The 23,489-nt window shown below is 52.7% G+C and carries 22 protein-coding genes, 1 tRNA gene and 2 pseudogenes; 16 read left to right on the top strand and 9 right to left on the bottom strand.

Features of this window, described 5'->3' with window-relative positions:
* The first annotated feature begins 195 nt into the window (after positions 1 to 195).
* The 4 genes and pseudogenes from rnc (at position 196) to Pr1d_RS13415 (ending at position 4,053) form a co-directional block, all read left to right on the top strand.
* Positions 196 to 936, top strand: a complete 741-nt coding sequence (gene rnc, locus Pr1d_RS13430; protein WP_148074009.1) for a ribonuclease III — start codon at positions 196 to 198, stop codon at positions 934 to 936.
* Between the two features lie 242 nt (positions 937 to 1,178).
* Positions 1,179 to 1,813, top strand: a pseudogene (locus tag Pr1d_RS26695) (class I SAM-dependent methyltransferase).
* Positions 1,814 to 1,988: 175 nt separating this feature from the next.
* Entirely contained in the window at positions 1,989 to 2,582 is a 594-nt protein-coding gene (locus tag Pr1d_RS13420; protein WP_148074008.1) for a paraquat-inducible protein A, read from the top strand.
* Complete coding sequence (locus tag Pr1d_RS13415; RefSeq protein WP_168205218.1) at positions 2,575 to 4,053, top strand: MlaD family protein; 1,479 nt, start codon at positions 2,575 to 2,577, stop codon at positions 4,051 to 4,053. The genes Pr1d_RS13420 and Pr1d_RS13415 overlap by 8 nt, the downstream gene beginning before the upstream one ends.
* 79 nt (positions 4,054 to 4,132) lie before the next feature.
* Here the strand turns inward: Pr1d_RS13415 and Pr1d_RS13410 are convergent, their stop codons facing one another.
* Positions 4,133 to 5,932 carry an ATP-binding cassette domain-containing protein gene (locus Pr1d_RS13410; RefSeq protein WP_148074006.1) on the bottom strand — a complete coding sequence of 600 codons (1,800 nt, stop codon included), beginning with the start codon at positions 5,930 to 5,932 and terminating at the stop codon, positions 4,133 to 4,135.
* Between the two features lie 390 nt (positions 5,933 to 6,322).
* Here Pr1d_RS13410 and Pr1d_RS13405 point away from each other — a divergent pair, with 390 nt between their 5' ends.
* The 3 genes from Pr1d_RS13405 to Pr1d_RS13395 all read left to right on the top strand — a co-directional run bounded on the left by Pr1d_RS13405 (position 6,323) and on the right by Pr1d_RS13395 (position 9,851).
* Positions 6,323 to 8,611, top strand: a complete 2,289-nt coding sequence (locus tag Pr1d_RS13405) for a glycosyl hydrolase family 18 protein (protein ID WP_210417705.1) — start codon at positions 6,323 to 6,325, stop codon at positions 8,609 to 8,611.
* 465 nt (positions 8,612 to 9,076) lie between these two features.
* On the top strand, positions 9,077 to 9,463 hold the full coding sequence (locus Pr1d_RS13400) for a hypothetical protein (RefSeq protein ID WP_148074004.1): 387 nt from the start codon (positions 9,077 to 9,079) through the stop codon (positions 9,461 to 9,463).
* An 88-nt stretch (positions 9,464 to 9,551) separates the two neighbouring features.
* A complete protein-coding gene (locus Pr1d_RS13395; protein ID WP_148074003.1) occupies positions 9,552 to 9,851 on the top strand; it encodes a PEP-CTERM sorting domain-containing protein in 300 nt (99 codons plus the stop codon).
* Between the two features lie 213 nt (positions 9,852 to 10,064).
* On the opposite strand, the gene Pr1d_RS26690 is transcribed toward Pr1d_RS13395, so the two are convergent.
* Together Pr1d_RS26690 and Pr1d_RS13385 are read right to left on the bottom strand one after the other, a co-directional pair.
* Positions 10,065 to 10,220, bottom strand: coding sequence for a transposase (locus tag Pr1d_RS26690; RefSeq protein ID WP_210417704.1), 156 nt, complete (start codon positions 10,218 to 10,220; stop codon positions 10,065 to 10,067).
* Between the two features lie 203 nt (positions 10,221 to 10,423).
* Complete coding sequence (locus Pr1d_RS13385) at positions 10,424 to 10,738, bottom strand: transposase (RefSeq protein ID WP_148074001.1); 315 nt, start codon at positions 10,736 to 10,738, stop codon at positions 10,424 to 10,426.
* A 192-nt stretch (positions 10,739 to 10,930) separates the two neighbouring features.
* Between Pr1d_RS13385 and Pr1d_RS13380 the strand changes: the two genes are divergently transcribed.
* Both Pr1d_RS13380 and Pr1d_RS13375 read left to right on the top strand, forming a co-directional pair.
* A complete protein-coding gene (locus Pr1d_RS13380) occupies positions 10,931 to 11,578 on the top strand; it encodes a phosphate acyltransferase (RefSeq protein ID WP_148074000.1) in 648 nt (215 codons plus the stop codon).
* 4 nt (positions 11,579 to 11,582) lie between these two features.
* Entirely contained in the window at positions 11,583 to 12,836 is a 1,254-nt protein-coding gene (locus Pr1d_RS13375; protein ID WP_148073999.1) for an acetate/propionate family kinase, read from the top strand.
* Between the two features lie 9 nt (positions 12,837 to 12,845).
* On the opposite strand, the gene Pr1d_RS13370 is transcribed toward Pr1d_RS13375, so the two are convergent.
* On the bottom strand, positions 12,846 to 13,790 hold the full coding sequence (locus Pr1d_RS13370) for an IS30 family transposase (RefSeq protein ID WP_148073998.1): 945 nt from the start codon (positions 13,788 to 13,790) through the stop codon (positions 12,846 to 12,848).
* Between the two features lie 705 nt (positions 13,791 to 14,495).
* On the opposite strand from Pr1d_RS13370, the gene Pr1d_RS13365 reads away from it, so the two are divergent.
* A complete protein-coding gene (locus Pr1d_RS13365) occupies positions 14,496 to 15,254 on the top strand; it encodes an HAD-IIB family hydrolase (RefSeq protein WP_148073997.1) in 759 nt (252 codons plus the stop codon).
* A gap of 118 nt (positions 15,255 to 15,372) precedes the next feature.
* A complete protein-coding gene (locus Pr1d_RS13360; protein ID WP_148073996.1) occupies positions 15,373 to 15,723 on the top strand; it encodes a hypothetical protein in 351 nt (116 codons plus the stop codon).
* 9 nt (positions 15,724 to 15,732) lie between these two features.
* On the opposite strand, the pseudogene Pr1d_RS13355 reads toward Pr1d_RS13360, so the two are convergent.
* Positions 15,733 to 16,521 (bottom strand): annotated as a pseudogene (locus Pr1d_RS13355) (IS5 family transposase).
* Positions 16,522 to 16,582: 61 nt separating this feature from the next.
* Between Pr1d_RS13355 and Pr1d_RS13350 the strand changes: the two are divergent.
* Positions 16,583 to 16,948 carry a polyphosphate kinase 2 family protein gene (locus tag Pr1d_RS13350; protein WP_261343754.1) on the top strand — a complete coding sequence of 122 codons (366 nt, stop codon included), beginning with the start codon at positions 16,583 to 16,585 and terminating at the stop codon, positions 16,946 to 16,948.
* A gap of 331 nt (positions 16,949 to 17,279) precedes the next feature.
* On the opposite strand, the gene Pr1d_RS13345 is transcribed toward Pr1d_RS13350, so the two are convergent.
* Both Pr1d_RS13345 and Pr1d_RS13340 read right to left on the bottom strand, forming a co-directional pair.
* Positions 17,280 to 18,725, bottom strand: a complete 1,446-nt coding sequence (locus Pr1d_RS13345; RefSeq protein WP_210417703.1) for a selenium-binding protein SBP56-related protein — start codon at positions 18,723 to 18,725, stop codon at positions 17,280 to 17,282.
* A gap of 599 nt (positions 18,726 to 19,324) precedes the next feature.
* Entirely contained in the window at positions 19,325 to 19,801 is a 477-nt protein-coding gene (locus Pr1d_RS13340; protein ID WP_148073995.1) for a hypothetical protein, read from the bottom strand.
* A gap of 102 nt (positions 19,802 to 19,903) precedes the next feature.
* On the opposite strand from Pr1d_RS13340, the gene Pr1d_RS13335 reads away from it, so the two are divergent.
* The 3 genes from Pr1d_RS13335 (at position 19,904) to Pr1d_RS13325 (ending at position 20,958) form a co-directional block, all read left to right on the top strand.
* Positions 19,904 to 20,092, top strand: a complete 189-nt coding sequence (locus tag Pr1d_RS13335; protein ID WP_148073994.1) for a hypothetical protein — start codon at positions 19,904 to 19,906, stop codon at positions 20,090 to 20,092.
* Between the two features lie 146 nt (positions 20,093 to 20,238).
* Positions 20,239 to 20,436 carry a hypothetical protein gene (locus Pr1d_RS13330; RefSeq protein ID WP_148073993.1) on the top strand — a complete coding sequence of 66 codons (198 nt, stop codon included), beginning with the start codon at positions 20,239 to 20,241 and terminating at the stop codon, positions 20,434 to 20,436.
* A gap of 30 nt (positions 20,437 to 20,466) precedes the next feature.
* Positions 20,467 to 20,958, top strand: a complete 492-nt coding sequence (locus tag Pr1d_RS13325; RefSeq protein WP_390622018.1) for a tyrosine-type recombinase/integrase — start codon at positions 20,467 to 20,469, stop codon at positions 20,956 to 20,958.
* Here Pr1d_RS13325 and Pr1d_RS13320 read toward each other — a convergent pair.
* Positions 20,932 to 21,005, bottom strand: a tRNA-Arg gene (locus Pr1d_RS13320). The genes Pr1d_RS13325 and Pr1d_RS13320 overlap by 27 nt on opposite strands.
* A 202-nt stretch (positions 21,006 to 21,207) precedes the next feature.
* On the opposite strand from Pr1d_RS13320, the gene Pr1d_RS13315 reads away from it, so the two are divergent.
* Positions 21,208 to 22,455: a PQQ-binding-like beta-propeller repeat protein gene (locus Pr1d_RS13315; RefSeq protein WP_148073991.1), complete on the top strand. Its 1,248-nt coding sequence runs from the start codon at positions 21,208 to 21,210 to the stop codon at positions 22,453 to 22,455.
* Positions 22,456 to 22,466: 11 nt separating this feature from the next.
* Here Pr1d_RS13315 and Pr1d_RS13310 read toward each other — a convergent pair whose 3' ends face one another.
* Positions 22,467 to 23,237, bottom strand: a complete 771-nt coding sequence (locus Pr1d_RS13310) for a YdjY domain-containing protein (RefSeq protein ID WP_148073990.1) — start codon at positions 23,235 to 23,237, stop codon at positions 22,467 to 22,469.
* Positions 23,238 to 23,489: the final 252 nt, after the last annotated feature.

Genomic DNA, 23,489 nt, shown 5'->3' with positions numbered 1-23,489 from the left:
AACGCTTGAATTGACATTTTCCATAGTAACAGCTAGCCTAAAGGAGCGAGCGAGACATTGTCTACCTCGTAGTAGTTACATTCCCTCGGGCAATTTGCCCCCGTCTTGCCGATTGTCCCCGTAATCTAGAGGACAATTCGCAAGCCGGACCTAATAGTGTATTGTTGCGTCCCGCTTTCCTAATAGAGTTCTCCGTTGTCTGAAGAAAATTCTACCCTGCAACCCGATCTGGAAGATTGCCAGCGAAAAATCGGGTATCAATTTCACGATCCCTCTTTGCTGAGTGCTGCCCTGCAACACGCCTCGGGGGTTTCGCACCGCTTGGCCTCCAACGAGCGAATGGAATTCCTTGGCGATGCAATTCTCGGCTATGCCGTCTGCGAACAACTCTACCAACAGTACCCTGACTATCTCGAAGGGGACATGACCAAGATAAAGTCGGTCGTGGTGAGCAGAGATACCTGTGCGAATGTCGCCGAGAAACTTGGCCTTCCTGAGTTCCTCATGTTAGGCAAAGGAATGGCCGCCGATCCCGAAATCCCACGGTCCGTAGTCGCGGCAGCATTGGAATCACTGATCTGCGCAATCTATTTGGACGGTGGCATTGAGCCGGCCCGCCAGTTCGTTATCAAGAATATGGAATCCGAGATCGAAGCGACCACCTCGGGCGAGTTCCGTGGCAACTATAAATCCCAGCTCCAACACTTCGCCCAGCGCGAACATAGCCTCACACCCGTCTACAACCTGCTCGACGAAAAAGGCCCCGACCACAGCAAGTGCTTCAAGATCGCCGCCCAGGTCGCCTCACAACAATTTGCTCCTGCTTGGGGCCGTAGCAAGAAAGAATCCGAACAACGTGCCGCCCACAACGCCATCAACGAACTAGCCGGCAAACCCCTCCCCTACCCCACTGATGAACTCTTCGACGAAGAGTAGGTTTAGCCACGACTCGGCAGAAGAGACCTGCTCGATAAGGAGGAACGCGTCACTGCCGCCCCGAGCCTTGGCCCAAGAATCCTAGTAGAAGTTGGCCTTCCGATCCGCGATAATGGGTTTCTGATGGAAAGAAGTTAGTTCCTCTCTACCGGATACGAATTCAGCAAGTTCTCGCTCGGCAAGCAGGACCTACTCGCCTGGTACAGGGTTCTGCTGCCTATGTTTTGCTGGGAGTTTCACAGATGACCAATGAGTGGACCAAGCCCGAACATGCCTTGGAGTATCTTGGCCGATTGACTCAAATCCCTCACCGCCAAGAGGGAGAAGCCACTCTGATCTCCGAAGTTCCCCCCGAGGCGACTCGCGTGCTGGATCTGGGGTGCGGGGATGGCCATCTTCTGAGTATCGTGCTCGCCCACTGCCCCAAGGCCGAGGGCGTCGGGCTTGATTTCTCTCCTACGATGCTTGAAAAAGCGAAAAAGCGGTTCGCCGAAAACCCTCTCTTGTAAGCTTGGCTGAACACAACATGGACGATCCGCTTCCGAACCTAGGGTCATTCGATGTCGTAGTCTCGAGTTTTGCCATTCACCATTGCGAAGACGCACGCAAACAAAGTCTCTACCAAGAAATCTGGAATCTCCTGGAGCCGGCTGGAGTATTTTGTAATCTGGAACACGTCGCCTCGCCAAACGAAAGAGTCCACTTTCGCTTTTTCCATGCACTGGACACGGATCCCTCAGAAGAAGACCCCTCCAATAAATTGCTTGATGTGGAAAGCCAACTTCAGTGGTTACGAGAACTCGGATTCGCAGACGTCGACTGCTACTGGAAATGGCGCGAGCTCGCACTCCTCATTGGCCGCAAGCCGTCCAAGTAAACTTTGCAGCAAGTGTTATCCGCTGCAGAATTCTGACTTTGTTTGCATAATTCCCCCGGAAACCGTTGTAGATATCACTCCCTTGTTCCGTGATAATAGAAGTTCAGAAAGGGAAGTTCTTCCCACATCATCTCAACATACTATCTACAATTCATTAATCAAATCTATCCACCCCATGCTCACCGACCTCAAAGCCTGTCACTGCTGTGGCCAAATCCAGCACACGCCGCCTTTGGCGCCGCGTCAATTGGCCGCCTGTGCTCGGTGTGGTTCCACAGTCTGTCGCTACAGTACGCACTCCGCCAGCCGTACGGCGGCGTTGGCGACTGCCGCCTTTATTCTCTATTGGCCCGCGATACTGCTGCCCATTTTGCAAATCGAACGACTTGGACGTCATCATCAATCTAGCTTGCTCATGGGCACCATCGATCTGCTGCGGGAAGGAAGCTGGTTTGTCGGAACGGTTGTTCTGCTCTTCTCAATTGTCTTCCCACTTGTGAAAATTGTCTTGCTACTAGAACTGAGCCTATTGGGAATTATGCACCGAAAACACAAAGCGATCACCTACCGCATCATGGAACAGGCTGGCAAATGGAGTATGATGGATGTGATGTTGATCGCGTTCATGGTCATGCTGGTGAAACTCGGTTCGCTCGTAGAATTTCATTTTGGGCCCGCGGTTTGGGCCTTCGTCCTCTGTGTGGCGATGAGCATGTGGGCCTCCCTCTCCTTCGATCCACATTCGATTTGGGGTGATGAACGTGCCTAACCCAGCCCCCGAAAGTCAAATACCCGAATCTGAATTTCCTACAGCGCATATCGTAGCTTCAGCCGGGCCAGCGGAAATGGTCGGCAAGTTAAGATCGCGTCTTTGGGGTATCACGCTTGCGTGTCTGGCAATCGCAGCAGCGCTCGTCTGGGCTGAATTTCGCTCAACAGGTACCCAGATCGAGATTGCCTTTGCCGACGGCAGTGGCCTCGTGCCAGGTGACATGGTACGCTATCGGGGAATCGACGTCGGCGCAGTAAAATCTGTGGTCCTCAATGCGGATCTAGATCAAGCGATCGTGACCGTGGAACTCAACGCCGAATCTGCGCCGCTGGCACGCGAAGGAACTCGATTTTGGATCGAGCGGCCTGACATTCGCTTGGGACAGGTCCGCGGGTTGGACACACTCATGGGAGGCCGCTACGTCGGTGTGATCCCTGGCCCCAAAGATGCCCCCTGGGCCAATCATTTTGAGGGCCTCAGCGATCCACCTACTGTCGTGGAAAACATCTTCGACGGTTTGGAGGTCGTGTTGGAGTCGAGCCAGCGTTATGGATTGGAGCGAGGTTCGCCGGTCAGCTATCGGGGAGTCGAGATCGGGCATGTCATCAGTGTGGGTCTCACGAACAATTCGTCTCGTGTCGTGGCCCGCACCTTCATTCAAGGTGAATATCGCTCCCTGGTTCGCGAGAACACTCGATTCTGGAGCAACAGTGGCATCGATCTGCGATTTGGTATCCACGGATTAGAACTTGATGCCGAAACACTCGCCACCATCGCCGCCGGCGGGGTAGCCATGGCAACGCCCGATGTCCCCGGCAACCGCGTGGCGACGGGACACCGCTTTGAGCTGGTAAAATCGCCCCGAGACGAATGGCTCCGCTGGCAACCCCACTTGGCTATCGGCAGCGCCTTACTTCCAGAAAACGTGCCGATTCCGCAACCTATGCTGGGTGTCTCTCGTGGCGAGAAACAACTAGGTCTGTTCGGCGGACGACAACGGCGCGGCTGGATATTGGTATTGGAAAACGAGAAACTTCTAGGACCTGCAGATTTGCTCACCGCGGAGGATGAGGAGAATCGCGAGTTGGAAATTAGCGGCAAGACGCTTGACCTCAACATCCCGGAGTCTACCACGTCTCATAGATTGGCTACTCGAAGAATTGCAGAAAACCTTTCCGGCAATGACTCTGTTTGGCCAGCTGCACGCATCCGCTCGATCACCGACGGTGCTAATCTACCAGCCGAATTGGTTGTTACCTGCGGCACGGACAATCTCACGATACCCTTGTCAACCGACCGAATGGAAATCCAGAAAGATCAATGGAAAATCGATCCTGCGATTCCCTTGGACGTGGACTGGCATGGCGCCAGTGTACTCTCGGCAGAGGATGGATACTTGATCGGAATTGTCCTGCATACGCCTGACGGGATGCTTATTGATCCAATTCCGATTGAGCTCATCGAATAGAGCAATTTCGATAGCATTGGCGTTAGTCACCAGTGACAACTTGAATACCGGCGGTTAGCGCCGATCCGCTCACATCAAACTAACTTTCACTGATTGACTCCAACACTTCCCAACGAGCAAACACAGCAGCCAACTCTTCCTCTCGAGCCTTCAACTCGATGCCTTGACTTGCAATGGTCTCTGCAGGTTGCTTGTAGAATTCCGGATCAGCCATCGTGGCATGGATTCCGGCAATCTCATTTTCGAGCTTTTCAATTTTCGCCGGTAGACTACTAAGTTCGCGTTGATCTTGATAAGAAAGTCGCTGCTTCGACTTCGCTGAGACTTTGGGAGGTACAGTTTGAGAACTCTTCTGTAGGGAATCCATGACCTGCTGAGGTTGCTCGCGTTGCCGCAGCCAATCGTCGTAACCACCAACATATTCCCTGGGGCCGGTCTCCTCAAAAACTATCGTGCTAGTAACAACATTATTGAGAAACACCCGATCGTGACTCACGATGAGGAGCGTACCCGCAAAATCGATCAGTTGCTCCTCAAGCAGTTCCAACGTCTCCGCATCGAGATCGTTGGTCGGTTCGTCCAGCACGATGATGTTGGCAGGCTTGGCGAACAACTTGGCGAGCAACACCCGGTTTCGTTCCCCTCCGGAAAGAAAGCGCACCTGAGTGCGAGCTCGATCGGGAGTGAACAGAAAATCCTGCAAATATCCCAGCACATGACGTTGCCGTCCTCCGATTGAGAGTTGATCACTTCCCTCGCCGACATTGTCTTGTACAGTTTGTTCTTCATCTAGTTGCCCTCGTAGTTGATCGAAGTAGGCAATCTGGAGATTGGTTCCTAAACGGACTGATCCCGATTGTGGTTGCAGCTCGCCGAGCAAGAGTCGCAGTAGGGTCGATTTGCCGACGCCATTAGGACCGATCAAGCCGATCTTATCGCCGCGCATGATCTCCGTCGAAAACTCCTCGACGATCGGATGGTCTCCATAACTGAATGAAATATCCTCCACTCGGGCGACCAGGGCACCAGAGCGCTCTTCGGTTTGAATTTCGAGCTTAGCCTTGCCGACGAGTTCTCTGCGTTCCGATCGCTTCTCACGCATTGTTTTCAAGGCGCGCACACGACCTTCGTTGCGAGTACGGCGTGCCTTGATCCCCTGCCGAATCCACGCTTCTTCCTGGGCTAGTTTTTTGTCAAACAGGGCATTCTGTTTTTCCTCGGCAGATAGGGCAGCCTCTTTGCGCACGAGGAACGTAGGATAGTCACATGACCAATCAAACAAGTGTCCTCGATCGATTTCTAAAATACGCGTCGCAAGTCTGCGCAAGAACGCCCGATCGTGGGTCACAAAGAGCAAAGTCCCCGGCCAGCGCTGCAGGAAGTCTTCGAGCCAATTGATTGCAGAGATATCGAGGTGGTTTGTCGGTTCATCAAGCAGCAACACACTCGGGTCGCGGGCCAATTGCTGTGCCAATAGTACCCGCCGCTTCATCCCAGCCGACAAGGAAGAAACGACCAAGTCCCCGTCTAGATCCATCTCGTTCAACAACCGTTCGACCCGCACCTCGAATTTCCAGTCGTGGCCGTCGTGTTCTTCATGCCCCTGATAGCCCTGGCGGACCACTTCATTGACCGTCCCCGGCAAATTCTGCGGAACCTCCTGCGGCAAGAGCCCCACGGTCACGCCAGGCGACAGCTCACAACGGCCATGATCCGGAACAATTTCTCCTAGCAGGATCCGCATGAGGGTGGTTTTTCCCGCCCCATTGCGTCCTAAGAGCCCAATTCGCTGGCGCGCCTCGATCTGACAAGAAACATTATCCAGAAGAGCTGGCCCACGAAAGCCAACCGTAACGTCGCTGAGCTGAATGAGAGCCATCGGATTAAATTTGTCGACCCTGAACAAGTGACATATTACAGAAGTGACCAAGGCTCAGCATTCGAAGGGCAAAAGATCTCAACGGGCTACTCGCCTCATAGGGGATTTCCAAATTGCAGGGATTCCAGACAATTATCTTAGATCCTTCGTCGTAGAATAAAGTCATGTTGCTGGGGAAAGTCATCTTACTGAGTAAGCCGCGATTGGCAACGCGAGATTAGAAAACTCGCTCGGCGATCAGGTTGAAATACGCTGGAAAGCTCGAATATCATCGATTATTCCTAGCATCAGAGTAATACGGAAGTGTATAATAAAAGTCAGGCGACGGGTTCGAATTCAAGTTCGGAACCGACTGGAACAGAAGAGATGAAATTCTATAGATCTGACAGCATGAACGTATTTCGAAGAGTACTTTCTAATAGAACATTCCTGGGACGGTATCTATTAACGTCAAAACGGCTCGTCGAGCTAGCCTTCGCGACAGTCTTGCTTGCGGTTGCATTGTGCCCTTCGGTTCAAGCCCAGCAAGAGTCTCTCTCGGCATGGGAGGCTGCGGATTTTCGCACTTGGAGCTTTATTCCCTATTGGACGAGTCAGGCACAACTTCAATCTTTTTCCGGCGACGGGATGTACGATCATGTCTCCGACGTACTCTATTTTTCTGGAGTCCGGCCGACTGCAAATGGCGACTTGAACTACCATCCGTGGGCAGCCCAGCACCTTGCAACTCTCGCCGCTCAGCAGGCTGCACATGACTTTCGCTATCACATGAGCATGTTCGACACGGCTGGACCGGGAAGCACCGATGACGTTTGGAATTCGATCGTGTCGAGCTCGACCAATCGAGCCAATTTCGTTTCCAATGTGAAAGATTTCCTCCTTGCGAACAACATGACTGGTTTCAATCTCGATTGGGAGCGTCCGGCCACCGATACGGAATGGGCCAATTACACACAACTCGCAAAAGACCTGAAAGCTGCGATTGGGCCGCTGAGCATGGACGTCTCCGTCGACGACTACGGATTCGCCGATTCCGACTGGGATGACACTCCCGTATTCGACGCGAGGACCTATGACCAGCTCTTCATCATGGGATACCACTACGGCGCCGCTAGCAATGTGACCTTCGCCAATGGAAAACTCGCCCTCACGGGGCAAGGCCCGGAAAAAGCATTCACCGACGAGCAACTCGTACTCGGCATTGGCACTTGGGGCAAAGGACCATCAACTAAGACTCTGAAGTCGATCATCGAAGCCGATCCTAATTTACCTTACGATGCCACAACATGGTCTGACGGAACAAATACCTGGACGATTGAGAGTCGTCAGCAAGTGAGAGAAAAGGTACAACTTGCACTCGATCGCAGCATGGCTGGAGTCATGAACTGGACTCTGCACTACGACTCCCCTACGGATCTTGGACTGCATCGGGTTGCCCATCAATACATCGTCTACCAACGCGATGTGCCCGATCTCAATCTGGATGGCAAGGTCAACGCCGCCGACGCCCTGACACTCTCGGACAACATGGGATCCGTTCCTGGTTGGACAGGCACGAATACAGCGGCCCGATTCGATGAGTTCTATCGGCAAGGCAATTGGGAGCAGGGAGACCACAACGGCAACGGCTTTGTGAATCAGGCAGATGCCGATTGGCTGGCGAGTCGATTTGCTGCATTGGGAGTGAACATTCCCGACCGCTTGGCCTACTCGGGCACCTTTGAAAACTTTCAGGATAGTGCGGGACTGGCAGATCGTTGGCAAGTGCTGCGAGATCTCGGCGGAGACCTTCCCGAAACGGGCAACTTCAAGCAGCACGGTTCCGGACATTTGACGTTCACAGGTAGCGGCGTCGGATTCGATAAGCACAGCGATTCGTCGCTAACTATTCGCAATCAGAACTCCGCTGAAGCTTTTGACTCCTTGAATACCGACCCGCGAGTCCTGGAAGCCAGTCTCATTACGCCGGTCGACATGGGACAAAACGTGCAACAGTACTTTACATTCCTGGTGAAACAAAACACTGGATCACTGTTGCCGTCTCAAGCGTCTTCAGGTGATCGCGATCTCTTTCTCCAGTTCCAGGATCCGACGGGTACGAATCAATTTGATGTCTCGCTGACTGGTTTGACAGGAGAAGTGGGGATCAATAGCCGAGCAGATGAAAGTGGTGAGAATGATTCAACAAGTGGATTCTCACCAGACACCACATACCTCATCATCGGGAAGCTCTCTGGCAACGCGGCTGATGCCAACACGATGCAGCTTGCATTTTTCCCTGAGGGTTCGGCAGTATCCGACTTTACCGACGCAAGCTTTCCCTGGATGCTCACCGCAGAAAGTAGCCTCGGTTTTGATCCAGTCATCTCCAAGTTGCAATTCGCTAGTCTTTATGAAGCGAACTACACCGTGAGCAACATTCAGATTGGCCCCGCAACTCTCTTTTTCGAAAACCCGTTGCTGGGAGACTTTGATCTCGATGGAGACGTCGATGGAGCTGATTTTCTCATGTGGCAGCGAGGCTTGTCGCCTAGCTCTCTTAGCCAAGCTGAATTATCCGACTGGCAACTAAACTACGGCGCGACTTACGAATCCCTTCTTGCCACAGCCCCTGTGCCGGAACCAGGAACATTCTTCAGTCTCTTCTTGGGAATGACCTTTTTGCTTTGGCTTCGATAGCAAAAGTAAATCGTAAAAACCAATTATCATTTCGCGCACCTGCGCACTGCGGCAAGTGCAAGTATCACACTTGTTTTGAAGTGAACTGCATCGAGCAACTGTCGCATTGAGTGACGACGGATGGATCTCTGCGAATATGGGGAATCACTTTCGGTGCTATGACCTTCCCCCCCCGTTTCGTGCTCTGTGCGAAGTGTGAGATATTTGGGGGTGTCCGGGAATTGCATCCGCTTCATTCAAAGGCAAAGTGAATTGTCATCCCGAGGTACTCCGAGGGTCTCCACGGGTGACTCGCCGTGGCGAGATCTAGCCCGATTCCTCGGAGTACTTCGAAATGACAGAAAACGTATTCCCGGACACCCTCAGATATTATAGTATTTGAAACTCTCTCATTCAGAGGGTTTTCTTGGCCAAAAGGCGTCTTCCTGCTGAGGTCAAAATCACCTCCGCCTGATCAACACCGAGTTGACAAACCAGATCGTCACTGTTTCTGCCGATGTTACGATCGATGATCTGACGATCGACGGTGTTACGAACTCGATGCTGCTGGGCGTTGAAAGAGGACAAACCGCTAACATCGGTGACCTTTGGATCGGCACTTTAGGGGGTATCGAGGTTGAGTTGGGAAAGAGCTCCGTCGGTCAGGTTCTCGCTTCCGGATCGGCAAGCCTCGCCGGCACCCTCAGGCTTAGCACCCAAGGCCCCAAACCCTCACTTTCTGATACCTATGAGATCATGTCGTTTTCCTCCAGGAGTGACGCGTGCGACGAGGTTATTGTTGAAGAGATCCAACCGGGACTGAGTTTCAGCGTCCACTACGACAACACCAGGGTGCTTGCCATTTGTAGGTGAGTGGGAAGCTGCAGGGGAGGAACTAACAGGGAACTTTGATGTACCTGCTAACCTGCTGGTCAGCGACGCCTGGAATTAGAATGGCACTTTGGTCAAAAGGGGTTACGACGAACTTTCGCTCGATCTGGACGGTGGATTCTCTGCCGGAAGCAGTGCAGCGTTGGCAATCGTGGAGGGCAAAGTGCGACTTCAAGGCACCGCGCAAACACTGTCGCTCGACGCCCTAAACTTCGGCGAACTCGGCGAGCTTTCTGGCAATCGTTCCTTAGCTGGCCTATATGGCTGGTTTGGATACGTCGCAGTACCTGAACCGAATGGACTTTTGCTCGCAACTGTCGGATTGCTTGGATTGGGCTGTTGGCGTACTCGAAATCGGCTGCGTCAATAGCGGAGAGTTTTTAGACCTATTAGCCTACTAGATCTCCTTGCCTCGATCGCTTCGTCTCAAGTTATTCGCTTGAGTGATTTCACAGTGATTAGCCAAACGTAATTCCCATCTCTCGCAGGACGGCGCAAAGGCACTGAATGCGATTAGTTACTTGAGTACATGTCTAGCACATCCCATAATAGAAACAGTAAGAACGTGTCCTGATAGGGTTTTTCATGATTTTTCTATTCGCTTCGACTTCAAGTTAATCATGGCGATGTAGGTAATTGCTTCTGCCAACTCTGTAGTTTTTTCATAGTCTTTGCTGTGCCTGCGATATCTCGCAAGCAAGGCGAAGGTTCGATCGACGATCCATCGTTTGGGTAGCACAACGAATCCTTTAGTGTGAATGGGTCGCAGCACGGTTTGTAGGACCCAGCCAAAAGTTTCACGCACTCAATCGGGAAGCCTCGACCTTCCGTAAGCCGAATCGCCAAACACAACTCTCAGCCGACGGAATTGTTCCCCAAGTTTGTTCATCACCCACTGCGCTTTATATTGATCTAGGCAACTCACGCTATGGACGACCACCGTCAGCCCATTCCCAACGTATCCACTGCCAAGTGTCGTTTGGGGCCAGTGATTTTTTTGCCCGGAGCATAGCTCCGTTCTTCTCCTCCCTCGGCCGAGCGAATCGACTGGCTATTGATGATGGCTGCTGTGGGATTTGGTTTCTTGCCTTCCGACTTCCGCACCTTTTCGCGAAGTGTGTTGTGAATCCGCTGCCAAGTTCCAACGTTCCGCCATGTCCAAAAATTGTTGTACAACGTTTTCCAATTCGGAAAGTCATGCGGTAATTGTCGCCACTGGCAGCCGGTGCGTGACACGTACAGGATGGCGTCAATCACCTATCGACGACAGATCGGTTCTCGGCCAAATCCACTCCATCGTGGTAGCAGGCGTCGGATAACTTGCCATTGCCTGTAAGTCAAATCACTGGGATACTGTCTCTCAGTCTTCATGCTGCGGCTTCTCCATCCTTGGATCGCAAAAACCAAAGGAGAAGCCGGAGCACTTTTATCTTTTCACGCTATCGGGACATGTTCTCAGACACTTTTCTTCACGCAACCTTTCAGAGTAAGTCACGACTGACTACTGGCAGTACGCTCAGTCACTGCGCATTGATCGCGGCCCCAACGTATTCGGAGCGAATCGTTCTAAGTGCCGTCGCGCTTAACATCGCTCCCGATATCGAGCAGAAACGCGACATCTGTCAGAACGCCATCGGATTTGTCCGAGCTATGAGTATCGCGGAGCCTAAGATAGCAGTTCTCTCAGTTGTGGAGATGGTGATAACGAAAATGGCGTCGACACTTGACGCCGCCGTGCTCGCCAAGATGGCAGACCGTGGTCAAATTACCGGAGCATCGGTCGACGAGCCGCTTGACCCTGATGCGGCAGTTGATGCCGAGGCGGCTCAGATCAATAACATCGACTCGCCAGTCGCAGATCGTGCTAATCTACTCATCGCACCCAACATCGAAGCTGGCAACATGGTCTACAAGGAGCTCGCTTTTATGGCATACGCTCAAACTGCCAGCCTAGTGGTTGGCGCGCGCGTGCCATTGATCCTGACCAGCCTTGCCGACCGTGAGGAGGCTCGTCGGTTCTCAGCAGCGGTTGCGGTTCTTTATGCCGCGGCGTTGAAGCGGGACTTCGCCACGATCTGTCCGAACATTGAGGAATGACGTCATGGCTGATGGAATCTTGGTCATCAATTCCGGTTCCACGAGCGTGAAGTTCGCCATCTACAACTTTGCGAAGGACGCACCTCTGACCATGGAGTATCGGGGACAGGTCAAGAACTTGCAGTCCAAAACACAATTTGAGGCGTTCGGACCAGACCATCAGCCCCTGGATACACACACATGGCCTGAGAACCAGCCCATCGACCATACCAAGGCGCTGTTATTTATTGTCCGCTGGCTGGCTCACAAGGCCGACGGTGTGAGTATCGCCGCAGTCGGTCATCGCATCGTGTTGGGAGGCGATCGTTATTCAGGTCCTGTCTTCATTGAGGGTGACGTACTTGACTACCTCGATGGACTGAGTGTCATGGAGCCCTCGCATCAGCCCGCGAATGTTACCGGCGCCCGGGCACTCGAAAAGGCCTTCGAAGATTTGCCGCAGGTAGCGTGCTTCGACAATTCTTTCCATCGGAGCATGCCAGAGGTCGCCCAGGTTTATGCTGTATCGTCAGACCTGCGGCAACTTGGTGTCCGGCATTGGGGGTATCACGGCCTGTCTTTCGAATATATCGGCAGCCAAATTAAACATCTAATTCCTACAGCTCGGCGCGTAATTATCGCGCACCTCGGTGGCGGTTGCAGTCTGTGCGCCATGCTAGATGGCAACAGCATTGACACGACGATGGGCTTCTCTGGACTGTCTGGTCTTCCCATGTCGACAAGGTCGGGAGATTTGCCGCCGGAGGTTCTGTTTTACTTGTTACGCAGAGGCTACGACGCGAAGTCGCTGGAGAAGACCCTATACAATGAATCGGGGCTTAGGGGGTTGTCCAGACTCAGTGGCGACATGCTTGAATTACTAGGCAGCTCCGCACCGGAGGCAACCCTGGCAGTCAACCACTTCATCTATCAAGTCGCGAAATACACAGGTGCCTACATTGCCGTCTTGGGTGGGCTTGACGCATTCGTATTCACGGGGGGTATTGGCGAGAATTCCACGGCAATTCGTTCGGCCATATGCCGCCGGCTTACTCCACTGGGCATCGAGTTGGAAGAAACTGCAAACCAACAAAATCAATCAACGATCTCCAGCGCGAACAGCAAGATATCTGTATGGGTCGTCCCAACCAATGAAGAATTGATGATCGCCCAGCACACGCTCGCCGTCATACAGTCCAGAGGCCTTTTGAGTCTGAGCTTAAGGTCAAAAGACGATTCCTCGGAAGATGGAAATAACTTGAGTAAATCAAATGGGTGATGTCAAGAATCAAATGCAACACAAGTGTTTTTCGAGGACTTCTGCCGGTGTTCGATAGCCGAGTCGTCGGCGTGGACGTTCGTTGATTAATTGTTCCACGTGGGCCACCTCGTGGTGACTGACCTGCGTGAAATCGGTGCCTTTGGGAAAGAACTGCCTGAGCAATCCGTTCGTGTTTTCGTTGGTGCCCTTTTGCCAGGACGCATAAGGATCGGTGAAGTAGACCTCCATTCCCGTGCTGCGAGTTAACCTCTGATGTTCTGCAAACTCTTTTCCGTTGTCGAAAGTCATACTGCGCCGAAGGCCTTTGGGGAGATCTTTCATCCGCCGATTCGCCACACGCATGGTGCTGGCCGACTTCATGCTGTCAACGCGTCCCGTTCGCAGGTAACCACTTTCTCGCTCCACCATCGTCACCAGCGCACTACGGCGACCGTAGCCAACGACCGTGTCGCCTTCCCAATCACCGTAGCGTCGTCTCTTGTTAATCACTTCAGGCCTACCGTCGATACGCACACAATCCGTCAGTTTCCCACGTCTTTCTATCGGCCGTCCACTTCGTCGCAACCAGGCTTGCCATTCGGGCCGATAGTCATTGATCCAATCGTAAATTGTTTGCCGCGACAACCAGCGCCAACTAGTGCGTGGAAAGTCGCATCGCGCGCGGCCAGCGATTTGGTCGGGCGACCAGTATTTTTCCAGTTTGTCTTGCACGTACTGATGCACTTCGGGGTTTTTCATTTTGTGCGGTCGGCGGCTGGCCAAACGACGCTCGTCCGCCAGGCGTTGAGCTTGCTGGGGTCGATAACCGCGTTGGCCTGTGTTGCGGGTCAGTTTACGGCCAATGGTACTGCGGTGACGTCCCATCAACTCTGCAATTTCCGAATTCGATTTCCCTTTCTGCTGCAAACGATATAGGATTTTCCGATCCTCAAAAGTAAGATGTTTAGCCATCGCTGGGCCTCCGTGCGAACGTCGTAGCTTGTTACAACCACGACATTCAAACGACCCAGCGATCCTTTCAACAATATCAGTTTTCGACACGGTTGCATTTGAAGTCTGACATCACCGGGTTCTGAAGAGAGCGTAGTTGCGGACATCGCTCGCGATTTGACGCAGTATAAAGCTGAGTCGGGTGCAGTGCCTTTGTGGAAATTAGGTATTGTCTTTCACCGCCGTTACGTTTTCACTTCTTCGATTTACTGTGGACAGCAATTCGAGCGGAGTTGGCTAATTACCTGGGGAGGGGCTTGCGAACGGTGCTGGGTGACAGGAATTCTGGTCAAGTGACGTGTTCCTGGCGATGTCTGGAACTCCACTCTTGCACTTCCAAATATCACTGACTACCTGACTACCGTGATTGCAGTTCTGAAGGAAGACGATTGCACAGATTCTACGCGATTGTTCTACGCAGGAAACTAGTTGCAGCCAAGAGTACCCGGTGATTTGCATTGCACTCCATGAAGGGATCAGGATTCCTCATTGACCCTCAACGCAGTCATTCTGTCGTGTATTCCTTCAATTTGAAGAAACTATCTACCTGGTTGCTTGCAGATCATTCTTCCATTGGTATGCTAAACCAAAACCAACTGTAGTTCTCTAAGTTTTTAAGTTGATGTCCTATTTCTATCCTATCTAATCTGCTAATCAAGGAATTCTGTGTATTGGATACTTGCTTCCGACGTCGATGGCACGCTCACGGGAGATCGGGAAGCGCTCGATCATCTCGCGGCTCGGCTCCAGAGACTGCGGGATGACGGCAATCTGTTTCTTATTTTCTCAACGGGCAGGAATTTGTCTCAGGTGATCTCAGGTGTCGCCCACGAGGGTCTGCCCGAACCGGACGCAGTGATTTGTCAGGTTGGCACGGAGATCTACTTGCCACCCTACCAAGAGGAAAGTCACCCTCTCGAAGAGTGGCGTCGGCGTTTGATAGCCCAGTACAGGCGGGAAGAGGCCCTCTCCTTTCTGGAGGGGATCGAAGGTCTGCTGTTGCAGCCACCAGAATACAACACTGAGCTCAAGACCAGTTGTTACCTGGACAGGTGCAATGAACCGGAGCGAGCCGCTGCAGAGATTATCCGCAGAGTCGAGCCCCTGTCGGATCGCTATCAAGTCGTGTGGTCGAGCGGTCGGGACCTAGACATCCTGCCGGCGTCTTCCGGAAAAGGAAAGGCCATCGAGTTCTTGATCGAGTTTCGTGATATGCGTGCTGATCAGGTTATCGTGGCCGGCGACAGTGGTAACGATGCCACCATGTTCCAACACTTCCGCCGCGGGGTCGTCGTCTCTAACGCCCAACCCGAGTTGTTGCAGATAGCCAAAGAAATGGACAAGGAGACTGTCTATCTGGCAAGCACGCCACACGCCTGCGGCGTAGAAGAGGGACTGGAGAACTACGGCGTCTTCGCTTTGTAGTGTAGGTGCTGACAGAAGTCGTGTTCTCGCCCACAGTAAGCCGGTCTTAGTTAAAGAACAAGGACACTCTCTGCTGTTCGTCAGCGGCAGGAGACTCTCCTATCTCGAAATAAATGCCATGTTTGAATATACGAATGACCCCACTCATCATGCTTTCACGAACCAAGATAGCCCTCACGCACTGATGATCACCAATCACGGCATTCACCAGTGGGACGTGGTTCCGGGGCTTCCCGATACGGGTGGGCAGAACATGTTCATCAACATTTTCACCCAAACGCTGGCCGAGCTCGGTTTCCGCATCACGATCGCCAATCGGGGTGGTTATCGTCATCCCACGACTAACGAGTTGCAGGTTGGGCTGCGCTACAGGGATGCCCGGCAGCGGATTGTTTACCTTGAGGACGATCGCAAGGAGCTTATCCGCAAGGAGGACATGGACGAGCAGACACCTAAGAACGTGTTTTGAAGTTCATTTTTAGCTATTCGCTAGCCGCTTTGACATGAGGCTAATCATGGCGATGTAGGTGATCGGCTCACTGGAAGCAGTGGTTTTTTCGTAGTCTTTGCTGTGGCGTCGGTGTCTTGCCAGCCATGCGAATGTGCGTTCGACAATCCACCGCTTGGGCAAAATGACGAATCCTTTCACATTTGCCGGTCGCAGGACCGTTTGAAGGACCCAACCAAAAGTTCCCTTCACCCAATCCGGCAATCCCGAGCGACCGTAGGCCGAATCGCCGAAGACAACTTTTAGCCGACGGAAATGTTCTCCCAGTTGATCCATGACCCATTCGGCACCATATTAGTCCTGGCATTCGGCACTATGTACCACCACTGCCAACAACATTCCCAAAGTGTCAACGGCGATGTGTCGTTTGCGACCAGTAATTTTCTTGCCTGCATCATAGCCTCTCTCTTCTCCCCCCTCGGCGGTGCGGATTGACTGACTATCGACAATGGCCGCCGTGGGAGTGGATTTCTTACCGGCTGCCTTACGCACTTTTTCTCGCAACCTATCGTGAATCCGTTGCCATACGCCGTCGTTTCTCCAATTCCAGAAGATTCCGTAAACCGTACTCCAATTCGGCAAGTTCTTCGGCAGCATCCGCCACTGGCAACCGGTTCGCACAACATACAAAATAGCATTAATGATTTTTCGTCGATCGATTGGCCGACGCCCCAGTCGCGAACGTTGTGGAAGCAACTGACGAATCAATTGCCATTGCCGATCGGTCAAATCACTGGAATACTGCGTCCTACGTTTCATGCTGCGGCTCCTTCCCAATGGCTGCTACCAAAAGAGGGAGCCGTAGCTGATTTTCGCTAACTTGGCAATTTCAAAACACGCTCTAAGCGACGAAGAGCAAGAACGACGGTTTCAAAAACGCATGGACGATCCGACTCGGAGTTGGAAATTGAGCCCTATGGACGTTCAATCTCGCTCTCGTTGGATCGAATATTCTAAGGCGAAAGATACAATGTTCGCACGCACCGACATCAAGCAAGCGCGTTGGTATGTGGTGAAAGCGGACGTCAAGAAATGCGCTCGCCTGAACTGCATCACACACCTACTGAACTTGATTCCGTACCAGGACTTGACGCCGACGCCTCCGAAATTGCCACCGCGGCCGAATGACGGCGCCTACCTTCGCCCGCCTCTAGAAAATCAAACGTTCATCCTCGAGGTCTGGTGATTGTAGTCATCGATTGCGCGTTCACGAATCGGAACGTGAGAGTGGCACTTCTAGGGTACTTGGCCTGATTCCCTTGCCCACGGGGGTAAATCTGACCGACCTCAATTCTCTATCAATGCAAGCCGCAGCAGATGCATCACTCTCTGCCGTGAAGGATTTCTGCAAACTGCTGGCGGTGTCCTCGCCGAGACCACTCCAGTGCGGGTCAGACTGAGAGCGAACTTGCTGGAATTGGTCCAGTCGCTGCCAGTTTGTTTTGGCTTTAACTGAGGGTGGTCGATGTGACCGCAGCACTTGCGTCGGAATGCATATAGCCGCCCCTAAATAGAAGTCACACCCAGATATCAGACGTCGAGTCGCCGCCTGGGAAGCGGATTTCGTGGGCGCGGACTGGGCCCCAGGGCTCTTTGCCGAAGTTGACGAAGAATTCTCGGTTCAGCTTGAGCCCGCCGCTCCCCGTATCGCAATCGAGTCGCATCATCCACGAGCCCTCTTCAGCAATTTTAGGATAAAACTGGTTGTCCCACACGCTGTAGAGCGAGCTGGTAACGTACAACCGTTTACCGTCGAGACTTAGTTGCAGCATCTGCGGACCACCAGTCAGATTGCGATCCGTATTTGAGGGGTGTCCAATGACGCCCCCCAACCACACCTGCCCAGTGAGTTTGGGATTAGCAGGGTCACTGACGTCGTATTGACGGATATCACCATGGAGCCAGTTGGAGAGATACAGAAATCGATCGTCCATGGAGAGCACCAAGTCGGTGATTAGCCCAGGAACCGGGAATGGCCATCCTTCTGTCTCGACTGGATCGACCTGTACCACTTTGTCTGCCTGCCACCGATCGCCGTTCTTGTGCCAATGAAAGATGGCGCTACTGAGCGCCGCACCGACGAACCCGTGAGTGCTGTCGGGATTGTGATAAAAGCGAACCTCCAGCGGAATTAGTCCACCGGAGCCGAGGTCAACCGTTTGCTCGATCTTGCGCTCCTTCCAGTTCCAGAACTGCAGGTGTTGGCCGTACTTGCCTGCTTTGACATCTTCGAGCGAGAATCCCTGGCTGACGGTATTCGGTGCAGCCCACTCGCTACTGACCATCACGTTGTGGCGCGGCTGATACCAGTAATCGTAGTTGAAGTTCATCCCCTCCAGCGATTTTTGCCATGGGCCAACGATATTCAATTCCGCGTCGAGTTCCAAGAACCCTCCCGGCGCTTCGCCGGCACCGTTGCCCAGCATCGAGATCACCACGCTGCCGTCGGAAAGGCAGTGCACAGTATGCGGTGTCGAAAGATCGTACTCAGTTGCGATCATTTTTCCTGAAATCGTCTTTTGGAGTTTCAGTTCCGCAGGATTGATCGCGTCGACTACGTGAATGTTGCCAGAGGCAAGTCCAGGCACTATGAGATAGCGCCGATGCCCCTGACCATGGCAGCTGCTGCAGGCATTCCAGCCATAATGGTGTAGTTCATCACCGGGCGTGGGCATCTGAAGCCTGCCGACGACTTTGCTGTAAGTCGGTGACTTGGGATCGAGGTCGACGGTGGCCATATAGTCGGGCTTATCGGACAATGTGCCGGTAAAGATGGCGGACACGAACGCAAATCGCTCTGGGGGCGAAGCAATAGCGTCGGCCACCGTCGCGTACGTAGGATGACAGTATGCCGCGCCTCCTTCTAAGTGCTGATGTGTTTCTTGACTGACTAAGCGACTCATGGATGTGCTGGCAACCAGCCCTGTGGCGGCCAAAGTTTCCAGAAATTCCCGGCGTTTCATAAATCACCCCTTTCATCGAGAAATGCATGTTTTCAGCGATAAGAAACTGTTGCACACCTCTCACCCGTGGCAGAGCGCAAGTTTAAGGAGTCTGCAGAATCACAAGCGAGACAGTGCATCCATGGAAGTAGAGAATGCCCAAGAACTTGAATTAATTCAGGGATTCCGACGCAGATTACCCCTTTCGAAAAGACCTTCCAGAATTAGATCACGCTTACTGCAGCCCTTCAAGTGGGCAAGTTCACCGCTCTAAATTAGCTGAGGGTGTCCGGAAATAGAATTCATGAAAACCAACTTCGAAGCACATTGTCATCCCGAGGTACTCCGAGGGATCTGGCCAGATTTCTCGGAGTATCTCGAAATAGCAGAAACGTGAATTACCCCCCCAATCTCAATTAGCTTGGTAGGAATGCGAAACAGCTTCAACTAGAGGCGGCAAACCTGAACTTCGATAGATTCAGATTTTGGCTTACTCCCAGGTCGACACACTGAACCGAGTAAGCGAACGTCAAATCCTACGAGAACTAGATGCGTCTGCAGGAAGTCAGCAGGCCACCAAACGGCTGGAACGAATTGAAAAAATACACTACCCCAAAAGGTCACTCGCCGCACAAGTTATTCGAGGATTTTGAACGTACGAGACCATAGAGGGTGAGCACTAGTGCCAGCATGATGGTAACTCCGCACAACTGCAGCGAACCCGAGACTAGTGGATGATCCGTGCCGTGGGGTGGTGGAAATTTCTCATTGATGGTCGGCATCAGCTGCGACGAGGCGCCCGCGAACGCGGCGATCACACCTGCTGTGCCATTTGTCCATGTGCCGACTTGCAGCAACACGAACCAAGCCCATAACGCCGCCCGTCCTAGTGCCAATTCCCGCACCAGTAGCGCAAATGCCACCATCATCACACCATTGGCGGTGAACTCGATATGGGCCATGACGATGCCGCGAAACCAAGCGACGGCCGAGGGTGGTATGAATCCAATCGCGCACCCCACAGTGATTTGGAGCACGCCCAGGATCAGAGTCCAGCGACGGAGTTTAGCTTTTAAGTCGTCGAGTTCAATTGCCATTGATGATACTCCTGCACGCAATCGATAAATTCACTTGCCGACCACCCGCTGTGACGGTTCTGAGAGAAGTATAACCGTTGCTGGCGGCCGACGTGAACAGCGATGAGATATAACCAGAAGCGTTCACGATTATTGTGGGAAGAGTTAAGAGAAAAGTTCGAATCGGACGGCATAAACGACATGCGTGATGCTACTGCCGCAAACTACTTTTCGACGTTCAAGGTGCTCGAGGAAATGACCAATCCAAAGCACCTTGCGGACCTGACAACGGAACGTGTCACATTGTTCTAACGTGAGCTACGGAAGCCGTACACAATCACTCGGGGCACCGGGGACAAACAGACAAGCCGGACGGCGAAACGATCTGAGGCGACGATTGCTAGGCACCTGCGCCACCTCAAAGCGGCGGCACGATGAGCATACCGACAAGGGTGCTAATGAAGCTGCCAACGTTCGATATGCTAAAGAAAGCTTGCGGAGCAAGTCGTAAGAGGGGTCGACCGATTACCGGGGAAGAATTCGACCGCATGATTGAAGTGACCCCCAAAGTTGTAGGCAATGTGGCGGCTGAATCCTGGAGACTACTCCTGCGACGCTTGTGGACCTCGGGACTGCGAATCTCTGAAGCCATTTGATGCGATGGGATAAGCAACCGGGCGGCGTATGTGATTCTCAACAGGCAGAAATCGGTCTTGGTGTTCGATAGTGATTCTCAGAAGTCTGGCAAGGCGCAAGCTGTGCCCCTAGCGCCGGAAGCCGTCCAACTCCTGTCACCGATTCAACTCAACAGCGGCTACGTGTTCGATCCGTTGCATGAAGTTGGGAAACCGATGCGCCGGGATTCCCTGCAAGCGAGCAAGACAATCTCAAGAATCGGGAGGACGGCAAATATCCTGGTTGATGCTGCCAGCGGCAAATCTGCTAGCTCTCACGACCTGCGGCGGGCGTTTGGCAAACGATGGAGTCGGCGCGTCATGCCTAACGTGTTGCGAGAGCAAATGCGACATAGCGACTTCAATACACCCGTGACCTACTACGTGGGACAAAGTGCAGAGAGCACCGCTGTCGAGCTATGGAGTGTCCTAGGTAAAGTCGAAACTGCCGACACTCAAAAAGACCTTAAAAACAAGTACACCCGAGAGGAGTCGAACCTCTAACCTTCGGATTCGTAGTCCGATGCTCTATCCAATTGAGCTACGGGTGCGTGCTAGAAAAATTGGATTTTCTGTAAGATCGCTAGTCTACACAGTTAGATGGATTTCGTCCAGACGCTATGGTTTGGGGGTTGAGTATGGAGGGTTCGGAAGGGATACAGGGTTTGCCTTGGAAATGTTTTCGAAAGACGTTATACAAGAGCTTCCCACCTGCCCCACTTTCTACCGACTGCCCACGCGAGGACGCTAACGATGGCACTCCGCCTTAGTCTTACTTTGTTCGCTGTCTACTGCGCAATGCTTTCCGTGCAAGCCGTTGAATTGACGGAAAGGCCTTGGCCGCAATGGCAGGGGCCAAGACGGGATGCCGTTTCAACCGAGACTGAACTCTTGCAGGATTTCCCTGCGGAGGGCCCCAAGAAGCTGTGGTTGTTTGAAGAGTGCGGAATTGGCTACGCGGGCCCCGCCATCGTGGGGGACAAACTGTATATCTTGGGCGCTTTCGATGGGACCGATCACCTGCTGTGCATCGATGTGACAACTGGAGAAAAGTTGTGGTCGAGTCCTCTAGGGCCGACGTTAGAGAACGATTGGGGAGATGGTCCCCGATCAACTCCTACCGTGGACGGCGAACACATTTTTACGATGACTCCCAAGGGGACGCTATATTGCCTGCAATCGGATGACGGTAGTGTCGTGTGGTCGAAGGCGATGCAAGAGTTGGGAGGGAGTATTCCTAGCTGGGGTTACGCCGAGTCTCCCTTAGTGTTGGGAGATCGCGTGTATTGCACGCCGGGTGGAGAGGCGGGGGCGATTGCGGCCCTCGACAAACAGACAGGTGAGACCATTTGGCAAACAAAGGATTATGCAGACGCGGCTCACTACAGTTCGATTGTGCCAATGGAGCACGAGGGACGCACAATTCTTGTACAACTATTGTACAAAGAACTAGTAGGGGTCGATCCGGAAGATGGAGCTGGGTTGTGGTCCATTCCCTGGAATGGCAACGTGGCGGTAATTCCCACACCCATTGTGTCGGGAAACACGGTGTATGCGACGTCTGGGTATGGAGCGGGTTGCGCGCTTGTCGAAGTCACGGGTAACGAAGCCGAGGTGGTCTACGACAATAAGAACATGACGAACCATCATGGTGGGGTCATCCTGCTTGATGGGCACCTCTATGGCTACAGCGATGGCAAAGGGTGGGTGTGTCAGGACCAAGCGACAGGTGATATCGTCTGGCGAGAACGTGAGGCACTTGGCAAAGGAGCGATTGCCTACGCCGATGGTCGATTCTATTGCCTGAGCGAAGACGAAGGAGACCTAGTTCTCATCGCAGCGAGTGCCGATGGTTGGCAGGAGCATGGGCGATTTACGCTCGATCCGCAAACCGAGCTACGCAAGCCAAAGGGGAAAATCTGGGTTCATCCGGTGATCGCCGATGGGAGGCTTTATTTGCGGGATCAGGATTTGCTGTTTTGTTTTGATGTGCGGGAGTAGTGAGTAGGTGGCTATGGCTTGAGCTTTGGTTTGAGGACTAGGCGGACGGGCGTACCTAAGTGGGGAATCTCGTCGGTGTTGGCTTCGAAGAGCAGCCCCTCATTCCCTTGACTGCTCTCAATGGGAATATCTAGCGTTGCCGTAGAGAAATTCGAGACGCAGACGAGGTCGCCTGCTTCGGCTTGGTAGTATTCCTTGCCGGTTTCTTCATCCTTCCAGAATCCACTGCCGGCGAATACCCAGGGTTGAGTCATTGACTTGCCCGTCTTGATATCCTTGATCCACTCTTGGGCTTTGGTACTTTGCCACTTTTTTGCTTCGTCTTGCCAACGGACTTCGATGTCGATTTCCGTGCCACTAGCAGGGCGAAACTTCGGTCGAAAACTGACAGGCTGGCCTACCTTGGCTCCTACGGCCAAGAGTGCCGCATGGATCGTTTGCGCCCGACTGAAGACGGCAACTACCGACTCATGTTCCTTCGTGCCGACGGGGCAAGCAAACATTTCCAGCATTCCCTCGCGGAGTGAGACATAGCCGTCGACGTAGACTTTTCTCTCTTCAGAGTCGACCCAAACGACGTCAGGTTTGGGGAATGCCTTCGCACCTTCAGGAGCAGGAAGTTTGGGCGGAAGTGGCTCACCAGTTTCGGAGTCAAAAAACTCGCTGGTGGGAGATGTCGCAGCGTCTTGTGCAGCGGTTTCGACCTGTGCCCAGGTGTGAATATTTGCGTGAAGAATACTGATGCCAACAAACAGACACATGATGACCGATAATCTTGACACTTTACACCTCTTTTCTGGCAATTGAAGATCACTTCGGCCACGGATTTCCACAGATGAGACATGAATAAAATGCAAGTTTGAATCCAATACGTGTAAATCCGTGGCCATAATTGAGACCCTTCTTGATGAAACTGTGCATTCGACCAAAAGCTGGACGGCTAGTTTCAAAAAAGCCAATTTCATGACCCATTGAAGTGGCAGGCAAGGAACTGAAATTGTAGCGGTTTTGGAACTGTTTGTCTCGCTGCTCTT

It is taken from the genome of Bythopirellula goksoeyrii, assembly GCF_008065115.1.
In the GTDB taxonomy this organism is placed as follows: Bacteria; Planctomycetota; Planctomycetia; order Pirellulales; family Lacipirellulaceae; genus Bythopirellula; species Bythopirellula goksoeyrii.
This window is presented reverse-complemented; position numbering and strand designations above follow the sequence as displayed.

Bases quoted from the DNA above. Each gene is read 5' to 3' on its own strand.
- Pr1d_RS13335 (WP_148073994.1), top strand. From the start codon at position 19,904: ATGAGATATAACCAGAAGCGTTCACGATTATTGTGGGAAGAGTTAAGA.
- Pr1d_RS13315 (WP_148073991.1), top strand. From the start codon at position 21,208: ATGGCACTCCGCCTTAGTCTTACTTTGTTCGCTGTCTACTGCGCAATG.
- Pr1d_RS13370 (WP_148073998.1), bottom strand. From the start codon at position 13,790: ATGGCTAAACATCTTACTTTTGAGGATCGGAAAATCCTATATCGTTTG.
- Pr1d_RS13345 (WP_210417703.1), bottom strand. From the start codon at position 18,725: ATGAAACGCCGGGAATTTCTGGAAACTTTGGCCGCCACAGGGCTGGTT.
- Pr1d_RS13410 (WP_148074006.1), bottom strand. From the start codon at position 5,932: ATGGCTCTCATTCAGCTCAGCGACGTTACGGTTGGCTTTCGTGGGCCA.
- Pr1d_RS13420 (WP_148074008.1), top strand. From the start codon at position 1,989: ATGCTCACCGACCTCAAAGCCTGTCACTGCTGTGGCCAAATCCAGCAC.
- Pr1d_RS13330 (WP_148073993.1), top strand. From the start codon at position 20,239: ATGAAGCTGCCAACGTTCGATATGCTAAAGAAAGCTTGCGGAGCAAGT.
- Pr1d_RS13340 (WP_148073995.1), bottom strand. From the start codon at position 19,801: ATGGCAATTGAACTCGACGACTTAAAAGCTAAACTCCGTCGCTGGACT.
- Pr1d_RS13360 (WP_148073996.1), top strand. From the start codon at position 15,373: ATGTTTGAATATACGAATGACCCCACTCATCATGCTTTCACGAACCAA.
- Pr1d_RS13375 (WP_148073999.1), top strand. From the start codon at position 11,583: ATGGCTGATGGAATCTTGGTCATCAATTCCGGTTCCACGAGCGTGAAG.
- Pr1d_RS13380 (WP_148074000.1), top strand. From the start codon at position 10,931: ATGTTCTCAGACACTTTTCTTCACGCAACCTTTCAGAGTAAGTCACGA.
- Pr1d_RS13405 (WP_210417705.1), top strand. From the start codon at position 6,323: ATGAACGTATTTCGAAGAGTACTTTCTAATAGAACATTCCTGGGACGG.